Annotated in this window: 16 protein-coding genes; 10 read left to right on the forward strand and 6 right to left on the reverse strand. The window is 67.1% G+C overall.

The window, feature by feature from the left end; translation table 11 throughout:
- Positions 1-86: 86 nt before the first annotated feature.
- Positions 87-557, reverse strand: coding sequence for a GbsR/MarR family transcriptional regulator (locus KXD98_RS10790; RefSeq protein WP_260764267.1), 471 nt, complete (start codon positions 555-557; stop codon positions 87-89).
- Between the two features lie 106 nt (positions 558-663).
- On the opposite strand from KXD98_RS10790, the gene KXD98_RS10795 reads away from it, so the two are divergent.
- The 3 genes from KXD98_RS10795 to KXD98_RS10805 are packed head-to-tail and all read left to right on the forward strand — an operon-like array spanning position 664 to position 3,025.
- The gene (locus KXD98_RS10795) at positions 664-1,560 is read left to right on the forward strand and encodes an ABC transporter ATP-binding protein (protein ID WP_260764268.1); all 897 of its coding nucleotides are present in this window, start codon (positions 664-666) and stop codon (positions 1,558-1,560) included.
- Positions 1,557-2,270 carry a fluoroquinolone transporter permease gene (locus tag KXD98_RS10800; protein ID WP_260764271.1) on the forward strand — a complete coding sequence of 238 codons (714 nt, stop codon included), beginning with the start codon at positions 1,557-1,559 and terminating at the stop codon, positions 2,268-2,270. The genes KXD98_RS10795 and KXD98_RS10800 overlap by 4 nt, the downstream gene beginning before the upstream one ends.
- Complete coding sequence (locus tag KXD98_RS10805) at positions 2,270-3,025, forward strand: ABC transporter permease (RefSeq protein ID WP_260764274.1); 756 nt, start codon at positions 2,270-2,272, stop codon at positions 3,023-3,025. Before KXD98_RS10800 ends, KXD98_RS10805 begins: the two co-directional genes overlap by 1 nt.
- Here KXD98_RS10805 and KXD98_RS28530 read toward each other — a convergent pair.
- Positions 2,912-3,154, reverse strand: coding sequence for a twin-arginine translocation signal domain-containing protein (locus KXD98_RS28530; protein ID WP_396883155.1), 243 nt, complete (start codon positions 3,152-3,154; stop codon positions 2,912-2,914). The two genes, KXD98_RS10805 and KXD98_RS28530, sit on opposite strands and share 114 nt — an antisense overlap.
- A gap of 78 nt (positions 3,155-3,232) precedes the next feature.
- Between KXD98_RS28530 and nhaA the strand changes: the two genes are divergently transcribed.
- Genes nhaA through KXD98_RS10820 form a run of 3 tightly spaced genes read left to right on the forward strand, consistent with a single transcriptional unit; the run spans position 3,233 to position 7,716 of the window.
- On the forward strand, positions 3,233-4,552 hold the full coding sequence (gene nhaA, locus KXD98_RS10810; RefSeq protein WP_260764275.1) for a Na+/H+ antiporter NhaA: 1,320 nt from the start codon (positions 3,233-3,235) through the stop codon (positions 4,550-4,552).
- Between the two features lie 28 nt (positions 4,553-4,580).
- A complete protein-coding gene (gene dxs, locus KXD98_RS10815) occupies positions 4,581-6,494 on the forward strand; it encodes a 1-deoxy-D-xylulose-5-phosphate synthase (RefSeq protein WP_260764278.1) in 1,914 nt (637 codons plus the stop codon).
- Between the two features lie 31 nt (positions 6,495-6,525).
- The gene (locus KXD98_RS10820) at positions 6,526-7,716 is read left to right on the forward strand and encodes a S9 family peptidase (protein WP_260764280.1); all 1,191 of its coding nucleotides are present in this window, start codon (positions 6,526-6,528) and stop codon (positions 7,714-7,716) included.
- A 41-nt stretch (positions 7,717-7,757) separates the two neighbouring features.
- On the opposite strand, the gene KXD98_RS10825 is transcribed toward KXD98_RS10820, so the two are convergent.
- Both KXD98_RS10825 and KXD98_RS10830 read right to left on the reverse strand, forming a co-directional pair.
- Complete coding sequence (locus KXD98_RS10825) at positions 7,758-9,002, reverse strand: HRDC domain-containing protein (protein WP_396883157.1); 1,245 nt, start codon at positions 9,000-9,002, stop codon at positions 7,758-7,760.
- A gap of 35 nt (positions 9,003-9,037) precedes the next feature.
- On the reverse strand, positions 9,038-9,574 hold the full coding sequence (locus KXD98_RS10830; RefSeq protein ID WP_260765120.1) for a DUF3000 domain-containing protein: 537 nt from the start codon (positions 9,572-9,574) through the stop codon (positions 9,038-9,040).
- 119 nt (positions 9,575-9,693) lie between these two features.
- Here KXD98_RS10830 and hemE point away from each other — a divergent pair, with 119 nt between their 5' ends.
- The 4 genes from hemE to KXD98_RS10850 all read left to right on the forward strand — a co-directional run bounded on the left by hemE (position 9,694) and on the right by KXD98_RS10850 (position 15,465).
- Complete coding sequence (gene hemE / locus KXD98_RS10835) at positions 9,694-10,758, forward strand: uroporphyrinogen decarboxylase (protein WP_260764284.1); 1,065 nt, start codon at positions 9,694-9,696, stop codon at positions 10,756-10,758.
- Complete coding sequence (locus tag KXD98_RS10840; RefSeq protein ID WP_260764291.1) at positions 10,755-12,101, forward strand: protoporphyrinogen oxidase; 1,347 nt, start codon at positions 10,755-10,757, stop codon at positions 12,099-12,101. Before hemE ends, KXD98_RS10840 begins: the two co-directional genes overlap by 4 nt.
- 126 nt (positions 12,102-12,227) lie before the next feature.
- Positions 12,228-12,932, forward strand: a complete 705-nt coding sequence (hemQ, locus tag KXD98_RS10845; RefSeq protein WP_260764293.1) for a hydrogen peroxide-dependent heme synthase — start codon at positions 12,228-12,230, stop codon at positions 12,930-12,932.
- A 184-nt stretch (positions 12,933-13,116) separates the two neighbouring features.
- The gene (locus KXD98_RS10850) at positions 13,117-15,465 is read left to right on the forward strand and encodes a bifunctional diguanylate cyclase/phosphodiesterase (RefSeq protein WP_260764301.1); all 2,349 of its coding nucleotides are present in this window, start codon (positions 13,117-13,119) and stop codon (positions 15,463-15,465) included.
- Here the strand turns inward: KXD98_RS10850 and msrB are convergent.
- Positions 15,417-15,833 carry a peptide-methionine (R)-S-oxide reductase MsrB gene (msrB, locus tag KXD98_RS10855; protein ID WP_260764309.1) on the reverse strand — a complete coding sequence of 139 codons (417 nt, stop codon included), beginning with the start codon at positions 15,831-15,833 and terminating at the stop codon, positions 15,417-15,419. The genes KXD98_RS10850 and msrB overlap by 49 nt on opposite strands.
- Positions 15,830-17,095 (reverse strand): arabinofuranan 3-O-arabinosyltransferase, encoded by a 1,266-nt coding sequence (aftC, locus tag KXD98_RS10860; protein ID WP_260765121.1) that lies wholly within the window; start codon positions 17,093-17,095, stop codon positions 15,830-15,832. Before aftC ends, msrB begins: the two co-directional genes overlap by 4 nt.
- Positions 17,096-17,106 lie beyond the last annotated feature (11 nt).

Consider the following 17,106-nt stretch of genomic DNA (forward strand, 5'->3'; position numbering starts at 1 on the left):
GCAATGGACTGCCGACCAGACTTCCCGGCGCACCTGCAGCGAACTCTAGCCGATCATGAATCGACCGCCGACGGCGAGAGCGTAGTTCAGGATCTGTGCCGCTCGGCGCGCCACCGATCCAGTACGGGGGGGATCTCAGCGAGGAGAAAGTCGTAGAACTCGCGCATCTCGGCCAGCCGGCGACCGGCGACGCTGTCCGGTCCCGAGACGGCGACGCCAACGTCGGCGGCCTCGCGGAATGCCGCGATCACCTCGTTCTGGTTCGTGTAGAGCACCGCCCACGCGTCGTCACGCAGTCGGTAGTGGTCGCGTCGGCTGGTGGGCACCGGCACCCGCTCGACCAGTCCGACGGAGGTCAGCATCTTGAGCGCGCCGGACACCGCGCCTGCACTCGCCTGGAGCTGCTCGGCCAGCTCGCCCATCGTCATTGTGGGTTGTTCGGTGAACAGCAGAGCGGCCAGGACGCGGGCCATCATCCGTTGGAGACCGTGGTTGGTGAGAACCAAGGCGAGTTCTTCGGCAGCGGAGGCGCTGCCCTGATCAGAGGAGTCGGCCATACCACAATCTAATATATTCAGAAATTTGCGAAAGTTCAGTACATTGATGACGGTGCTCCGGGAAGTCTGGTCGGAAATTGTGTACACCTGCGTTGAAGGGTCACCGATGCACACCGACAGGACGCCCGTCGCCTCGGACACCGAAATCATCCGGGTCCGGGACCTCACCTACCGCTACCCGAAAGCTGACGAATCGGCGGCACGGGGTATGGACTTCGCCGTCGGCCGCGGCGAGATCTTCGGATTTCTCGGCCCCAGCGGGGCTGGGAAGTCCACCACCCAGAAGGTGCTCATCGGCCTGTTGAGCGGCCACGGCGGGAGCGCGCACGTCTGGGGGAGGGAACCACTGGCCTGGGGACCCGACTACTACCAGCGGATCGGCGTGTCTTTCGAGTTGCCGAATCACTATCAGAAGCTCACGGGTGCGGAGAACCTGCGCTTCTTCGCATCGCTGTACGACGGACCCACCCGCGACCCGATGGAACTTCTCGACGCAGTGGGACTGCGGGAGTATGCCGACACCCGAGTGGGCAAGTATTCCAAGGGAATGCAGATGCGGCTGACGTTCGCGCGTGCGCTGATCAATGATCCCGAGTTGCTGTTCCTCGACGAGCCCACGTCGGGTCTGGACCCGGTGAACGCCCGCAACGTCAAGAACATCGTCCTCGATCTGCGGGACCGGGGCCGCACCGTGTTTCTCACCACCCACGACATGTCGACTGCCGACGAACTGTGTGACCGGGTGGCCTTCGTCGTCGACGGACGCATCGTCGCGCTGGACGCGCCGTCCGAGCTGAAGATCGCACGCAGCCGACGTCGCGTCCGGGTGGAGTTCCGCGACCGCGACAACCGGCTCGACAGCGCCGAATTCCCGATGGAGGGTCTCGCCGACGACCCCGCGTTCCACGACATCCTGCGGCGGCGTCACATCGAAACGATCCACAGCCGCGAAGCGAGTCTGGACGATGTCTTCGTCGAGGTCACCGGACGGCGGCTGGCATGACCCGGTTCCGAAGCGCGCTGCATGTCGAGGTGACGCTGCAAGCGCGGCAGAAGTTCCTGCACGCCGGCGTATTCTCCGGCCTGATCTGGCTGGCCGTACTGCTGCCGATGCCCGCGGGGCTGCGGTCCGCCGCCGGACCTTACGTGTTGGTCGGCGACATCGCGATCATCGGCTTCTTCTTCGTCGGCGGCACCGTGTTCTTCGAGAAACAGGAACGCACCATCGGCGCGATCGTCACCACCCCCTTGCGGTTCGGTGAGTACCTTTGGTCGAAACTGCTTGTATTGCTGTCAATATCGCTGTTCGTCGCAATTGTCGTGGTCACCGTCGTGCACGGTGTCGCCTATCGGCCGGGCCCGTTGCTCGCTGGGGTCGTCCTTGGAACCTTGCTGATGCTGCTGGTCGGCTTCATCACCTCGTTGCCGTTCGACTCGGTCACCGATTGGTTTCTGGCGGCGACCATTCCGCTGGCGATCATGTTGGTGCCGCCGATCGTGCACTACTCGGGTCTGTGGCCGCATCCGGTGCTCTACCTGGTCCCCACGTTGGGTCCGTTGCAGCTGTTCGGAACCGCGTTTGAACAGTTCGAACCGCACGGTTGGCAGCTGCTCTACGCGCTGGGCTATCCGGCCGTGTGTCTGGTCGCGCTGTACCTGGCGGCCCGGGTGCTGTTCCGCCGTTTGGTCGTCGACCGGTCGGGGGCGCTGTGATGGCGACCTCCGGTTCGGTGTACACCCGAGCACTCATCGCATTCGGCCGCAACGATCTTCGCGGCACCTACCGCGATCCGCTGCTGGTCATGCTCGTCCTCGCACCGGTCATCTGGACCACCGCCGTGGCTGTGTTGGTCCCGCTGTTCACCCGCATGCTCGCCGACCGGTACGAGTTCGACCTGGTCCCGTATTACCCTCTGGTGCTCACCGCATTCCTGCTGCTGACCAGCATCATCATCGCGGGCGGGCTGGCCGCCTTTTTGGTGCTTGACGAGGTGGATGCGGGCACGCTGACAGCGTTGCGGGTCACACCGGTGCCACTGAGCGTATTTTTCGGGTATCGCGCCGCGACGGTCCTGCTGATCACCACCGTCTACGTCGTGGCCACCGCGGCGTTCAGCGGCATATTGCCGGTCGGCCTGATTCCGACGATGATCCCCGTCGGTCTGCTCGCGGGACTGTCGGCCATCGTGACGCTGCTACTGATCATCACTTTCGCCGGCAACAAGATCCAGGGACTGGCCATGATCCGCGCGCTCGGCATGTTGATCGCCGGCCTGCCGTGTCTACCGTGGTTCATCGACTCGGCCTGGCATCTGGCGTTCGGCGTCCTACCACCGTACTGGGCGGCCAAGGCGCTATGGGTTGCTGCCGATCACGGCACGTGGTGGCCGTACCTCCTCGGCGGTCTGGTGTACAACCTCACCGTCATGTGGCTGCTCTTCCGTCGGTTCCTCGCCGTGAAGGGCTGAGCACATGCTGCTCCGATATCGATGAGTACCGCCAGCGGCGGCCGCCGTCGCGATTGCCGGTACACCACCGTGGAAATTGCGCCGGCGACTTGAGCTGCGAATGATCTCGAAGTGCGGACCGGCTGGGATGCCTTAGGGTTGAACACCGGTGTGCCGGGGAGGTTGGACGGCGCCATCCGATCGCACCCACATATCGCGAGGCAGCACGTGACCGTCAACCCTTCTTCATCGCGACGGCTGTTCAGCCGGGGATCGTGGGCAGAGACCCGCCGTGTCACCACGATTCTGCGCAAGGAAACCGTGGGCGGCGTCATCCTTCTGGTGGCCGCCGCGGCCGCGCTGGTGTGGGCCAACTCGCCGTGGGCAGAGCGCTATTTCGCGCTGCGCGACCTGACGGTCGGTGGCGAGCCGTTCGGTCTGCACCTGCACCTGTCGCTGGGCCACTGGGCCGCCGACGGGTTACTCGCGGTCTTCTTCCTCGTCGTCGGACTGGAACTCAAGCGCGAGTTCGTCGCCGGGGATCTGCGGGATCCGCGGCGCGCGGCGTTGCCGATCGCTGCTGCCGTCGGCGGCATGGTGGTGCCGGCTGTGATCTTCGTCGCTGTCACGGCCCGTGTCGGGGACGGTGCGTTGCGCGGGTGGGCGATTCCGACGGCCACTGACATCGCGTTCGCGGTGGCGGTGCTTGCCGTCATCTCCACCCACCTGCCGGCGGCGCTTCGCACATTTCTGCTGACTCTGGCCGTGGTGGACGACCTGCTGGCCATCGTGGTGATTGCGGTGTTCTACACCGACGAGATCGTAGTGTGGGCGCTGGCCGCTGCGCTGCTGCCGCTGGCCGCATTCATCGTGGCCGTGCAGCGCGGGGTGCAGGCGTGGTGGGTGTTGCTGCCGCTCGGTCTGGCCACCTGGGTGCTGATGCACGAGTCCGGTGTGCACGCGACCGTGGCCGGGGTGCTGCTCGGCTTCGCCGTGCCGGTACGTAGATCGGCCACCCGCCGGGCCGGCCACCACGACGTCGGGCTGGCCGAGCACTTCGAGCACCGACTGCGGCCGCTGTCGGCGGGGCTGGCAATCCCGGTCTTCGCGTTCTTCGCCGCCGGGGTGAGCCTCGGCGGTGTGAGCGGTCTGTCGCGATCGCTGTCCGACCCGATCGCCTTGGGCATCATCGCCGGTCTGGTGCTGGGCAAACCCATCGGCATCCTGACCACCACACGGGTACTGGCCACGCTCACCCGGGCGAAACTGGACAGCTCGCTGCGCTGGGTCGACGTCCTCGGTGTGTCCATGCTGGCCGGGATCGGGTTCACGGTGTCGCTGCTCATCGGCGAGCTGGCCTACGGCCTGGGCTCTGATCGTGACGAATTGGTGAAGGTCGGCGTGTTGGCCGGATCACTGATAGCCGCAGGGTCGGCATCGGTGCTCCTACTCTCCAGAAACGCCTCCTACCGGCGCATTCAGCAGCTCGAGACACGTGACGCCAACCGTGATGGAGTGCCCGACGTGTACCAGACTCGCCAGGACTGAGCATCACGGCCGTGCGTAGACTGGCGGGATGCTTGAACAGATCCGCGGTCCCGCTGATCTGCAACACCTCTCGCAGGCTCAACTGGAGGAGTTGGCCCGCGAGATCCGTGACTTTCTGATCCATAAAGTCGCGGCCACGGGTGGACATCTGGGACCCAACCTGGGCGTCGTGGAGTTGACGCTGGCGCTGCATCGCGTCTTCGACTCACCCTACGACCCGATCCTGTTCGATACCGGCCACCAGGCGTACGTGCACAAGATGCTCACCGGCCGGTGTCCGGACTTTGAGTCACTGCGCAAGAAGGACGGCCTGTCGGGCTATCCATCGCGCGCGGAGAGCGAACACGACTGGGTGGAGTCCAGCCACGCCAGCTCGGCGCTGTCCTACGCCGACGGGCTGGCCAAGGCATTCGAGCTCAGTGGTCACCGCAACCGCCACGTGGTGGCCGTCGTCGGAGACGGTGCGCTCACCGGCGGCATGTGCTGGGAGGCCCTGAACAACATCGCCGCGTCCCGGCGCCCGGTGGTCATCGTCGTCAACGACAACGGTCGCAGCTACGCCCCGACGATCGGCGGCTTTGCCGAGCACCTGGCTGCGCTGCGCTTGCAGCCGGGCTACGAGCGTGTGCTCGAAGAGGGTCGCAAGGCCGTGCGCGGGGTGCCGGTGATCGGTGAGTTCTGTTACCAGTGCATGCACAGCATCAAGGCCGGTATCAAAGACGCGCTGTCCCCCCAGGTGATGTTCACCGACCTGGGATTGAAGTACGTGGGCCCTATTGATGGTCATGACGAGCACGCGGTGGAAAGCGCACTGCGGCACGCCCGTACGTTCAATGCCCCGGTGGTCGTACACGTGGTGACCCGTAAAGGAATGGGCTACGCGCCGGCGGAGAACGACGTCGATGATCAGATGCATGCCTGCGGAGTGATCGATCCAGAGACCGGGCTGGCCACCTCGGTGCCGGGACCGGGATGGACGTCGAGGTTCTCCGAGACCCTGGTGCGCTTGGCCGCCAAGCGTCGAGACGTGGTGGCGATCACTGCGGCGATGCCGGGTCCGACCGGTCTGAGTGCCTTCCGGGACCGGTTCCCGGATCGGTTCTTCGACGTCGGTATCGCCGAACAGCACGCACTGACCTCGGCGGCCGGTCTGGCGATGGGCGGCATGCACCCGGTGGTCGCGATCTACTCGACGTTCCTCAACCGGGCGTTCGACCAGGTCATGATGGATGTTGCGCTGCACCGGCTGCCGGTGACGATGGTGCTGGACCGGTCAGGTATCACCGGACCGGACGGGGCAAGCCACAACGGGATGTGGGACCTGTCCATCCTCAACGTGGTGCCCGGGATGCGCGTCGCGGCCCCGCGTGACGGTGCCCGACTGCGCGAAGAGTTGGCCGAGGCACTCGACGTCGATGACGGGCCCACTGCGCTGCGCTTCCCGAAAGGTGATGTCGGCGAGGACATTCCCGCGCTCGAGCGGCGCGACGGTATGGACGTGCTCGCGGTCCCGGCCGGCGATTCCAGCGAGGATGTGCTGATCGTGGCGGTCGGCCCGTTCGCGGCGATGGCGTTGGCCATCGTCGAGCGGTTGCGCCCACACGGCATCGGAGTCACCGTGGTCGACCCACGGTGGGTGCTGCCGGTACCCGACGGGATCGTCTCGATGGCGGCACGCCACAAGTTGGTGGTCACCCTCGAGGACAACGGTGTGCAGGGCGGCGTCGGTTCTGCGGTCTCGGGGGCACTGCGCCGGGCCGAGGTGGATGTGCCCTGCCGGGATGCGGCGTTGCCGCAGAGATTCTTCGACCACGCCTCGCGCGGCGAGGTGTTGAGCGAGGTCGGACTGACCGAGCGCAACATCGCCCGCCAGATCACCGGGTGGGTGGCCGCGCTGGGTGCCACCGTCGCCGACCGTCCCGTCAGCGAACACCTGGACTGACCCGCTGCAGTGAGCGACTAGGGTGTAAGTCATGAGATCGCTTGTCGCCGTGAGGATTCTTGTCATCATCGCGCTGATCGCGGCGAGCCTGGCCGGGACCTCGGCCACTGCCGCGGCAGCGGTGCCGCAATGGTCGGGACTGGACGCGCGGCACTACTCCGGTCCCATCCCGGCGCCCGGAGACCTGATCGAGACGGTGCCGCTGGACCCCGAACTGTCGGTCACCGGAGCCGGCGCGGCGTACCGCATCCTGTACGCGACCATCGACCAACACGACCGCCCCGCCACCAGCACGGCCGCGGTGTTCGTCCCGAAGGCCACTGCTCCGCCGACGGGCCGGCCGGTGGTGGCGTGGGCGCACGGCACGGTGGGGTTGGGTGACGATTGCACACCGTCCGCGCGGCCCCGCAGCATCCGTGACGACCAGTATCTGTCGCACTGGCTCGACCAGGGGTACGTGGTGGTGGCCAGCGACTACGCCGGTCTGGGGACGCCTGGGTTGATGAGTTATCTCAACAGCGTCACCACCGCCCGCGGGGTGACCGATGCTGTTCTTGCCGCCCACCAGATGGACTTGGCACTGTCGCCGGAATGGGCGGTGGTCGGCCAGTCCCAGGGCGGCGCGGCCGCGGTTTCCACGGCGCGGTGGGCCACTGATTTCAGCGCCGACTCCGGGCTGGACTATCGAGGTGTGGTCGCCACCGGCACACCGGCGATGGTCGAGGACCTCGTCAAGCAGGCCGGACCTGATATGGCCGTGCCGCCGGAGCTGGGCCCGGTCGCCAACGCCTACGCGGCCTACATCATCGCGGCCCTGCGCGAGGCGCGTCCGGACCTCAACCTCGACCGGGTGCTCTCGCCGGCCGGTCAGGCCGCTGCTGACCAGGCCGAAACGCTCTGTCTGGCTGAACTTTCGGCGGCATTGTCGGACGCGACGGTCCCGGGTCTGTTCAGCGCGCCGATCACCTCGATTCCCGGGGCCGAGGAAGCCATCGACGAGTACATGGGCATCCCCTCCGACGGCTATGACCGACCGCTCTTCCTCGGTGTCGGGTTGCGCGACCGCGATGTGCCACCGAGCTTGACGCTTCGCTTCAACGATCGGCTGGTCGCCGACGGGCAGGAGGTGACGCTGCAGGTGTATCCGGAGCAGGACCACGGCGGTACAGTGCTGGCTTCCCTGCCGGATTCGACTCCTTTCCTGGCGGAACTGCTCAGCTGAGCGTAGAGACGAGATCGGGCGCTAGCCGCTCATCGGTCGGGTCACGGCTGCGCGCCGGCCAGCGCCCGGGCCAGCACCGGCACGGTCAGCTCACGCTGCCACTGGCGCGCCGAGCAGGCCTGCAGGAATTCTTCGACGGCTGCCTCGCTGTCGTCGGCCGGCACCCAGTCCCAGCACAGTCTGCGCACCACATCCGGGGCCAGCAGGTTCTCCACGGGGACCGAGACCTGTTGTGCCAGTTCGGCCAAACCGGCTTTGGCGGCCTCCAGGCGGACCGCTGCCTCCGGCTTGCGCCGGGCCCATCTCGACGCCGGTGGGGGTCCGTTCGAGGGCTCCTGCGTCGACGGGGGGTCGGCTGACCGGGCCCGGGCCAGCGCATCGAGCCACACCTGGGCGCTGCGCCGCTGCCGGGCGCCGCCGAAGATGGGTAACGCGGTGAGCTTTTCGACGGTGTCGGGATCGGTGGTGGCCGCGTTGATGATCGCGCTGTCGGGAAGGATCCGTCCGGGTGCGATGTCGCGGCGGCGGGCAATCTGATCCCGCGTGGTCCACAGTTCACGCACCGCGGCCAGCGCGCGGGGGTCGCGCACCTTGTGAATTCCGGAGGTGCGACGCCAGCGATCCCGACGGGTAGGCGCAGCCTCGAAGGTGCGCAGGAACTCGAATTCCTGTCGCGCCCAATCGGTCTTGCCCTGCTCTTCGAGTTCTGCGGCAATGGCATCGCGCAGTTCTGTGAGTACCTCGACGTCCAGCGCGGCGTAATTCAACCAGTCGTCGGGCAGTGGTCGCTTCGACCAGTCGGCCGCCCCGTGGCCCTTGGTCAGCGCCAACCCCAGCAGCCGCTGCACCATTGCGGCGAGATTGACCCGATCGAAGTTGGCCAGCCGGCCGGCCAGCTCGGTGTCATACAGCGAGGTGGGCCGGATCCCCACTTCCGCCAGACACGGCAGGTCCTGGTCGGCGGCGTGGAGCACCCACTCGTCGGTCTGCAACACCGCCGCCACCGGCGCCAATACCTCGACCGAATCACCGCCGTGACTGACCGGGTCGATCAGCACCGTGCCGGCGCCTTCGCGGCGTATCTGGATCAGGTAGGCACGATTGGAGTACCGGAATCCCGAAGCACGCTCGGCATCGACGGCGAACGGCCCCCGGCCCGACGCGAGAAGGTCTGCCGCACAGGCTATTTCGCTGCGGCTTGCCGAGATGTCAGGCACCCCGTCGCGGGGTGCCAACAGCGGCTCGGCGTCCTCGGTCGGCGCAGCGGGGGTTTCCATGGTTTCCATGGCGGAACCCGACGGTTCGGTCTCGGTCATGGTTTTCAGGCGCGGGTGCGCGAGTTCAAGTCGGTCACCCCGGTCGGTGGCAGGCCGGCGGCGTGCTCGAGTACCTCGCAGAATGCCTGGACGTGCGGGCCCAGGTCGAGCGTGGTCGCCGTCCACGAGGCGCGCAGTTCCAGCTGGTGTGCCCGCGGCGGTCCGGAGATGTCGCCGTAACGCACCGAGGTGGTGGCGGTGACGGTGCCGCCCAGCGCGGTGACGTGTTCGGCCTGCTGTTCGAGGGCGTCGACCAGCCAGCTCCAGGCGACCTCGGGAAGCAATGGGTCGACGGCCTCGCTGGAGTCCAGGTCGGCCTGGATGTAGGCCACCAGGCGCATCGTGCCGTCCCAGGCGTCTGCGCCCTCGGGGTCATGCAGCAGGATCAGGCGGCCGAACGCGTCGCCCTCCGAGCGTTCCGGGATGATCGCGGTCTCGGCGTGTTTGACCTCGGCGCCCAGCGCGTAACTGAACGGGGCGAGCCGTTGAGGCGGACGAATCGGGCCCAGCTCGATCTCCGGCCGCACGGTGGTGGCATTCATCGCCGCCACCGCTTCACGGAATTGAGCCGGTTCGGCGGTGGTCACAGCCTCTGACGCTAGTGCATCTCTGCCCCGCGGGGCGCAGGCGCGCCGAGATGGTCATGGCAGCATGGACACCGATGAATACGCGCCGCGAGCTGCCCGAATCGCCCTACCTGGCTGCCGTCGCCGGCCGCAAGCCACACCGCGTGCCGGTGTGGATGATGCGGCAAGCGGGACGGTCGCTGCCGGAATACCGGGAATTGCGGGCCAAGAACACCATGATGCAGGCCTGTTTCGACGCCGACCTGATCACCGAGATCACGCTGCAACCGGTGCGCCGGCACCACGTCGACGCGGCGATTCTGTTCTCCGACATCGTGGTGCCGCTGCGGGCCGCCGGTATCGCGCTGGACATCGTGCCCGACGTCGGGCCGGTGATCGAGCACCCGATCCGCACCGCAGCTGATGTCGGCGCGATCACCGAGCTGCAGCGCGACCAGGTGCAACCGGTGGCCACCGCGGTGAGCCGACTGACCGGCGCACTGGGCGACGTGCCGCTGATCGGATTCGCCGGCGCGCCGTTCACGTTGGCCTCCTACCTCGTCGAAGGCGGTCCCAGCCGTAACCACGAGCACACCAAGGCCATGATGTTGGGTGCCCCCGAGCTCTGGAACGCGCTGATGACCGCGCTGACCGACGTCACCATCGCGTTCCTGAAGACCCAGCTCGATGCCGGTGTCGACGCGATCCAGGTGTTCGACTCCTGGGCCGGGACGCTGTCGCTGGTGGACTACCGCGCCTCGGTGCTGCCGCACAGCGCCCGGGTGTTCGCCGAGCTGGCCGGTTACGGCGTGCCGATGACACATTTCGGGGTGGGGACTGCCGAACTGCTCGGTGCCATGTCCGAGGCGGTGGCCGGTCTGGGCACCCCCGCGGTGGTCGGGGTGGACTGGCGGACGTCGCTGACCGACGCTGCGGGGCGGGTGCAGCGCGGCGCCGCCCTGCAGGGCAATCTCGACCCGGTGGTGCTGCTGGCGGGGTGGCCGGTGGTGCAGCGCGCGGTGCGTGCTGTCGTCGAGGACGGCCGCCGAGCGACTGACGCCGGTGCGGCCGGCCATGTGTTCAATCTCGGCCATGGCGTGCTGCCGGCCACCGACCCCGGGATCATCACCGACACCGTGGCGTTGGTGCACGAGTTGTGAGTCGCTCTTATTGCGTCGTCGGTGGCGGCATCTCCGGGCTGGTCGCGGCTTACCGGCTGCGGGTGACAGCAGGTCCGAGCGCCTCGATCACGGTATTCGACCCGGCTGACCGCCTCGGCGGGGTGTTGCGCACCGAGCGCATCGCCGGTCAGGCCCTCGACGTCGGCGCAGAGGCGTTCGTGGCGCGCCGGCCGGAGGTGCCCGCTCTGCTCGGCGAGCTGGGGTTGTCGGGTAAACAGATCAGCACCACCGGGGCGCGGCCGCTGATCTACTGCGAGGACCGGCTGCATCAGCTGCCCCGAGACACCGTCAACGGCATCCCGTCGCGCCCGGACGCGCTGACCGGTCTGGTCGACGATGCGACGATCCAATGGATGCTCTCCGAGCCGCGGCGCCCGTTGTCGTGGCAGGCAGGTGCGGACCCGACGGTCGCCGAGCTGGTCGGCGACCGGTTCGGCGAGCAGGTGGTCATCCGGTCGGTGGATCCGTTGCTGGCCGGCGTGTACGCGGGCTCGGCCGCGACGATCGGTCTGCGCGCGGCCGCGCCGACGGTCGCCGCCGCACTGGATCAGGGTGCGCGCAGCCTGACCGAGGCCGCCGTTGCGGCGCTGCCACCGCCATTGCCCGGTTCGGTGTTCGGTGCCGTCGACGGTGGCTACCAGGTTCTGCTCGACGAGCTGGTGCGCCGAGCGGCAGCGACCTGGGCACAGGTGGCGGTGCGCGCCGTGCACCGCGTCGGGCAGGGGTGGGAGCTCGTCGACGACGAGGGGGTGCGCTGGCCTGCCGATGCGGTGGTGCTCGCCGTTCCCGCGCCACGGCTGCCTGATTTGGTTGCCGATTTCGCGCCTCGCAGCGCCGCAGCGGCGCGGCGCATCCGGGTGGCGTCCTCAGCAGTGGTGGCCTTGGCACTGCCCGGCGGTACGCCGCTGCCCGAACAGTCGGGGGTGTTGGTGGCGGGCAAGACCCGACTGAGGGCCAAGGCCGTCACGCTGTCCTCGCGCAAGTGGGGTGTCCGCGGCAACGTGGAGCTGGTGCGCCTGTCGTTCGGTCGGTTCGGTGACGACCTCGCGCGACGTGTCGGCGACGACGATCTGCTGACCTGGTCGGTAGAGGATCTGCGGACGCTGTTCGGTGTCTCGATCGAGCCGCAGGACAGCATGGTGGTGCGCTGGATCGACGCGATGCCCCAGTACGGGCCCGGGCACGCCGGTCTGGTCTCGGAGATCCGGGCCGGGCTGCCCGCGACGCTGGCGGTCGCCGGCGCCTACCTCGACGGCATCGGGGTGCCGGCCTGTGTGGCCGCGGCAACCCGGGCGGTCGCCGGACTGCAGGTGCGGCACTGACGGCGGTGCCGGCATGACTGGCCTGTGACGGCGGTGCCGGCATGACTGGCCTGTGACGGCGGTGCCGGCATGACTGGCCTGTGACGGCGGTGCCGGCATGACTGGCCTGCGTGGCACGATAGGGCCATGTCCAAGCTCGATTTCGACGCACTCAACGCGACCATCCGATACCTGATGTTCTCGGTGTTCTCCGTGGCCCCGGGGGAATTGGATCGCGACGACGACGCGCGCGCAGCGGTGGCCGACGAGACGGCCACATTCCTCAAGCAGCAGGAGGATAAAGGCGTCGTGGTGCGCGGGCTTTACGACATCGCCGGCTTGCGTGCCGACGCCGACTTCATGATCTGGACGCACGCCGAGAACGTGGAGGCGCTGCAGTCCACCTACGCCAACTTTCGCCGCACCACCACGCTGGGACGGGCGTCCACCCCGGTGTGGAGCAACGTGGCGCTGCACCGGCCTGCCGAGTTCAACAAGAGCCACATTCCGGCGTTCCTCGCAGGGGAGGACCCCGGCGCCTACATCTGTGTCTATCCGTTCGTGCGGTCTCTGGATTGGTATCTGCTGCCCGACGAGGAACGCCGGCGGATGCTGGCCGAGCACGGCATGGCCGCGCGAGGTTACAAGGACGTCCGGGCCAACACCGTGCCGGCGTTTGCGCTGGGCGACTACGAGTGGTTGTTGGCCTTCGAGGCTCCGGAGCTGCACCGGATTGTGGACCTGATGCGCGATTTGCGCGCCACCGACGCGCGCCGTCACGTCCGTGAGGAGACGCCGTTCTTCACCGGACCCCGGGTCTCGGTCGAGCAGCTGGTGACCGCGCTGCCGTAGCGCTTTGCTGACGGTGGGCCGCGGGATAAATTCTTGCAAACGGCGCAAATATGCGACCTCGACAATAAAATGTAATCCACTTCGAAAACACCGTGAATTAGGCTGATCCGTCGACCTTCGGCAAATTTCTGAAGTCGGTCCTTATCTGCCATCGCGCAGTGGTGACAATCGCTACACTCGCGCCATGTCGAACCGGCGGGGGGTGGCTGCGGGCGCAGTGGGCGCAACCGCGGCCTACTCGCTGTGGTTGCTGTCCGACTGGGGTGGACAGGTCGTCAACGACCTGGTCGACGACCTCGGCCTCGCCGTCATTTCGCTGTTTGCTGCGATCTGCGCTGCCACAGCGGCCCACCGCGCGCGTGGCAGGGAACGACGTGCATGGTGGTCGATGTCTTTCGGCGCGGTGGGTTGGTGTCTGGGCAGCCTGGGGGTGGCCTACCTGCACGCCACCACGGGGACACACCCGGTGATGTCATGGGCCGATGTCGGTTATGTGTCGTTCTTGGGCGGCGCCGCGCTGTGTCTGGTGTTTCTGTTGTCGACGGCGCCGCCGCCGACGCAGGTGCGGCTGCTGCTGGACGGCATGATCGTCAGCGCCGCACTGTTCGGCCTGGCGTGGGTGACCGCGTTACAGACCGTGCACTCGGTCCGTGCGGGCAACCCGGCGGGTATGGCGATGGCGCTGTCCTATCCGATCGTCGACATCGCGCTCATCACCGTCGCGGTGCTGATGCTGGCGCGCGCGCCGGTCGGCGAGCGCGCGCACCTGGGGTGGTTGGCCACCGGGTTGGTGCTGATCGCGTTGTCCGACATTGCGTTCACGCACCTCACTGCACTGGACGGCGGCCGGGAATACCACATCCTCGGGATCGGGTGGGCGTGGGGTTTTCTGTGCATCGGAATGGCCGCACTGGTGACGTCTGCGCCGGCCGGCGGCAGCGCAACGGACGCGTTGTCGGTGCCACCGCGGTTGTCCGTGTGGCTCCCGTATCTGGCGGTGGCGCTGTCGGCTCTGCTGGCCACGCCGATGCTGCTGAGCGGCTTGGGCCCGGTGTTCATCGCGGTCGCGGTGATCGTCGTCGCGGTGCTGATCCGGCAGTTCCTGGTGCTGGGGGAGAACCGGCGTCTGCTTGCCGAGGTGGCGGACCGAGCACTGCGTGACCCGCTCACCGGCCTGGCCAACCGGACCTTGTTCTCCGACCGACTGGTGCACGCGATGCAGCTGCATGAGCGCCATGCGCTCGACGTCACGGTGGTGGTGCTCGACCTCGACGACTTCCGGTTGGTCAACGAGAATTTCGGCCACCGCACCGGAGACATGGTCTTGATCCGGGTCGCTGAGCGGCTGGCCGGCACTGTGCGAGCCAGCGACACCCTGGCCCGGGTCGGCGGAGATGAATTCGCGGTGATCATGATGGGCGATGCTGACGCGTCCCGTGATACCGCCGAGGACCTGATCGAGGCCTTTGATCGACCGTTTCTGATCGATGGCCAGGAACTGCGATTGCGGCCCGGTGTCGGGCTGGCCACCACCGGTGCCGGGCACCGGTGTTCATCGGCCGACGAACTGCACAAACGCGCCGAGGTGGCGCTGGAGGTTGCCAAACACGCGCGGACCGGCCGGTTGGTCGCACACAGTCCGGGCATGCAGCCCGGACAACCGATGGTGCAGGGCAGTGGCGACGAGGACATGGGATCGGCGCAGCTGCTGGCCGAACTTCGCTCCGCGATCGAGCACGGTGGGCTCAGTGTGGTGTATCAACCCAAGTTCGACCTGAGCAGCTACGAGATCGTCGGGTTGGAGGCGCTGATCCGCTGGCCGCATCCACGGCGTGGGCTGCTGGGTCCCGATCAGTTCCTTCCTCTCGTACGCCGGCACGGCCTGATGCGCTCGTTGACCGCGGTGGTGCTGTCCACAGCGCTCGACGACGCCGCACGCTGGCACGCCATGGGTGTGGGTGTTCCGGTGGCCATCAACGTCTTTGCCCCGGCGATCGCCGATCCCGAGCTGTGCGAGCAGCTGACCCGGGCGCTCGACGAGCGCGGCTTACCGCCAGAATGGCTGACCATCGAGATCACCGAGGATCTGCTGCTGGACAATCTGGGCAGGACCAGGAAAGTCTTCGAGGCGTTGCGCGCCAGGGGAATCCGGGTGGCGATCGACGACTTCGGCAGTGGTTACTCGGCGCTGTGGTACCTGCGCGAGTTTCCGGTGGACGAGGTCAAGCTCGACCGGGAGTTCATCGCCCCGATTCTGACCCATCCGGCGTCGGCCGCAATCGCCCGCGCGGTCATCGGGTTGGCTCACTCGCTGGGCCTGACGCCGGTGGCTGAAGGTGTGGAGAACGCCGAAACCGCGGCGCGGCTGAGGGAGTACGGCTGCGTGATCGCGCAGGGTTTCCATTTCAGCGCGCCGCTTCCGGCTCCGGCGGTCCTGGACCTGTTGCAGCTGCAGAAACGCGGTGGTCTACAGCCGCCCGATGCTCATCCGTCGGTGGGCACCAAGCGCAGCGAGATCGAGTTGATGCAGTAGCGCTTGTCCGTCGGTGTCGGGTAACCCTCGCCTTCGAACACGTGACCGAGGTGGCTGTGACAGTGGGCGCACAAGACCTCCACCCGACGCATCCCCATGGAATCGTCGGGCCGCAGTACCACTGCGTCCGAGTCGGCCGGGTCGAAGAACGACGGCCACCCGCAGTGCGATTCGAACTTCTCGCTGCTGCGGAACAGTTCGGCGCCGCAGGCGCGGCACTGATAGACGCCGGTGGTCTTGGTGTCGGTGTACTCGCCGGTGAAGGGTCGTTCGGTGCCGGCCCGCCGCAGCACCGCGAACTCCTGGGGGGTCAGCCGTTCTCGCCACTGATCGTCGCTGAGTACCAGCTGGGGATCTGTCGCTGTCATGGATTCAGGCTACTCGTCGCCGGTCCGCGCGGCTGCGATGTCTCTTTCAGCCACAGCGGATCGATGCCGTCGTCGAGGCGACCGTCGGACTTGGCGTCGAGGTAGCGGAACAGCAGGACCGTGAACACCACGATGACCAGTAGTGACCAGCCGTAGGTGATCTTCAGGTACTCCAGCGCGCGACCGGTGGTCGGCCAGTGATACAGCAGCCACCTGTCCATCGTGGTGAACCCGTAGATCGCCAGCCACGCCACCCAGCTGCGGATCACCGAGTTCGGCAGCACGACCGTCATCAGGAACGGGAACAGCATCATCGAGTAGTAGCCCTGGCCCAGCGAGAGCACCAGCCACGACGTCAACAGCAGCACACCGGAGGACGTCAGCATCCAGAACAGCGGATCGCGGGTGCGGTAGTAGCGGTAGAGCAGCCACAGCGCGATGGCACCGAGCACGGCGAACCCGACGCGCAGGGTCATGATCAACCACATCGGCAGCCCGTAGTAGACACCGTTGCCCAGGATCGAGCTGTTGAAGTAGTCGCGGGTCGACAGGATGTAGGGCAGTGTGCGCGTCACGAAGCTCATCGGGTCGCTGATCAGCGGCCAGGCCACCACATTGAACACCGCGGGCACGGCGAACGCGGTGACCAGGGCGCGCCACTGCCGGTTAAGCAAGGGCAGCAACAGCAGTGGCGCCAGCAGCGGTTTAACCACCAGGGTCATTCCGATCGCGGCGCCTGCCCACCATTCGTGGCGTCGCTGGCCGGTGAGTAGCCAGCGGAAGAACAGCACCTCGCACAGCAGTATGGGGCCGTTGATGTTGCCGAACACCAGGGTGTTGGTGACGTTTTCGGTGCAGAACATGGCCAGCAGCAGGGCAGGCGCGGCCACCGAGGCCAGGGTGAAGTTGAACAGCCGCAGCAGGAAGTACGCAGCGAGCACGATCGCAAGCGTGTTGAAGAAGATGAACCAGTACCGCGAGGCATCCACCGGCAGGTAACCGAACGGCGCCATCAACAGAGTGCCGCCGGGTGGGTAGAGGTAGTGCGGGTCGACGTGGTTGAAGTTCTCGTTGTAGATGTCCCAACCGCGTTTGAAGTTCACCACCGCGCGGTAGACGGGCGCGAAGTCGTCGGTGATGTAGCCGTTGGTGGCCAGCACGTAGCTGCGGTGGATGATCGACAGGATTGCCAGTGGCCACAGCACCGACCGCAGGACCGATGCGGTGCTGGGCGGCGAGGTGCGGGGCCGGAAGGCGGACATAACAAGATCAC

The organism is Mycobacterium sp. SMC-4 (genome assembly GCF_025263265.1).
GTDB lineage: Bacteria > Actinomycetota > Actinomycetes > Mycobacteriales > Mycobacteriaceae > Mycobacterium.

What these genes read in the sequence shown, in the direction of transcription:
- KXD98_RS10790 (WP_260764267.1), bottom strand. Translation starts at nt 557, where the DNA reads ATGGCCGACTCCTCTGATCAGGGCAGCGCCTCCGCTGCCGAAGAACTC.
- KXD98_RS10795 (WP_260764268.1), top strand. Translation starts at nt 664, where the DNA reads ATGCACACCGACAGGACGCCCGTCGCCTCGGACACCGAAATCATCCGG.
- KXD98_RS10800 (WP_260764271.1), top strand. Translation starts at nt 1,557, where the DNA reads ATGACCCGGTTCCGAAGCGCGCTGCATGTCGAGGTGACGCTGCAAGCG.
- KXD98_RS10805 (WP_260764274.1), top strand. Translation starts at nt 2,270, where the DNA reads ATGGCGACCTCCGGTTCGGTGTACACCCGAGCACTCATCGCATTCGGC.
- dxs (WP_260764278.1), top strand. Translation starts at nt 4,581, where the DNA reads ATGCTTGAACAGATCCGCGGTCCCGCTGATCTGCAACACCTCTCGCAG.
- KXD98_RS10820 (WP_260764280.1), top strand. Translation starts at nt 6,526, where the DNA reads ATGAGATCGCTTGTCGCCGTGAGGATTCTTGTCATCATCGCGCTGATC.
- KXD98_RS10825 (WP_396883157.1), bottom strand. Translation starts at nt 9,002, where the DNA reads ATGGAAACCATGGAAACCCCCGCTGCGCCGACCGAGGACGCCGAGCCG.
- KXD98_RS10830 (WP_260765120.1), bottom strand. Translation starts at nt 9,574, where the DNA reads ATGAATGCCACCACCGTGCGGCCGGAGATCGAGCTGGGCCCGATTCGT.
- hemE (WP_260764284.1), top strand. Translation starts at nt 9,694, where the DNA reads ATGAATACGCGCCGCGAGCTGCCCGAATCGCCCTACCTGGCTGCCGTC.
- hemQ (WP_260764293.1), top strand. Translation starts at nt 12,228, where the DNA reads ATGTCCAAGCTCGATTTCGACGCACTCAACGCGACCATCCGATACCTG.
- KXD98_RS10850 (WP_260764301.1), top strand. Translation starts at nt 13,117, where the DNA reads ATGTCGAACCGGCGGGGGGTGGCTGCGGGCGCAGTGGGCGCAACCGCG.
- msrB (WP_260764309.1), bottom strand. Translation starts at nt 15,833, where the DNA reads ATGACAGCGACAGATCCCCAGCTGGTACTCAGCGACGATCAGTGGCGA.
- aftC (WP_260765121.1), bottom strand. Translation starts at nt 17,095, where the DNA reads ATGTCCGCCTTCCGGCCCCGCACCTCGCCGCCCAGCACCGCATCGGTC.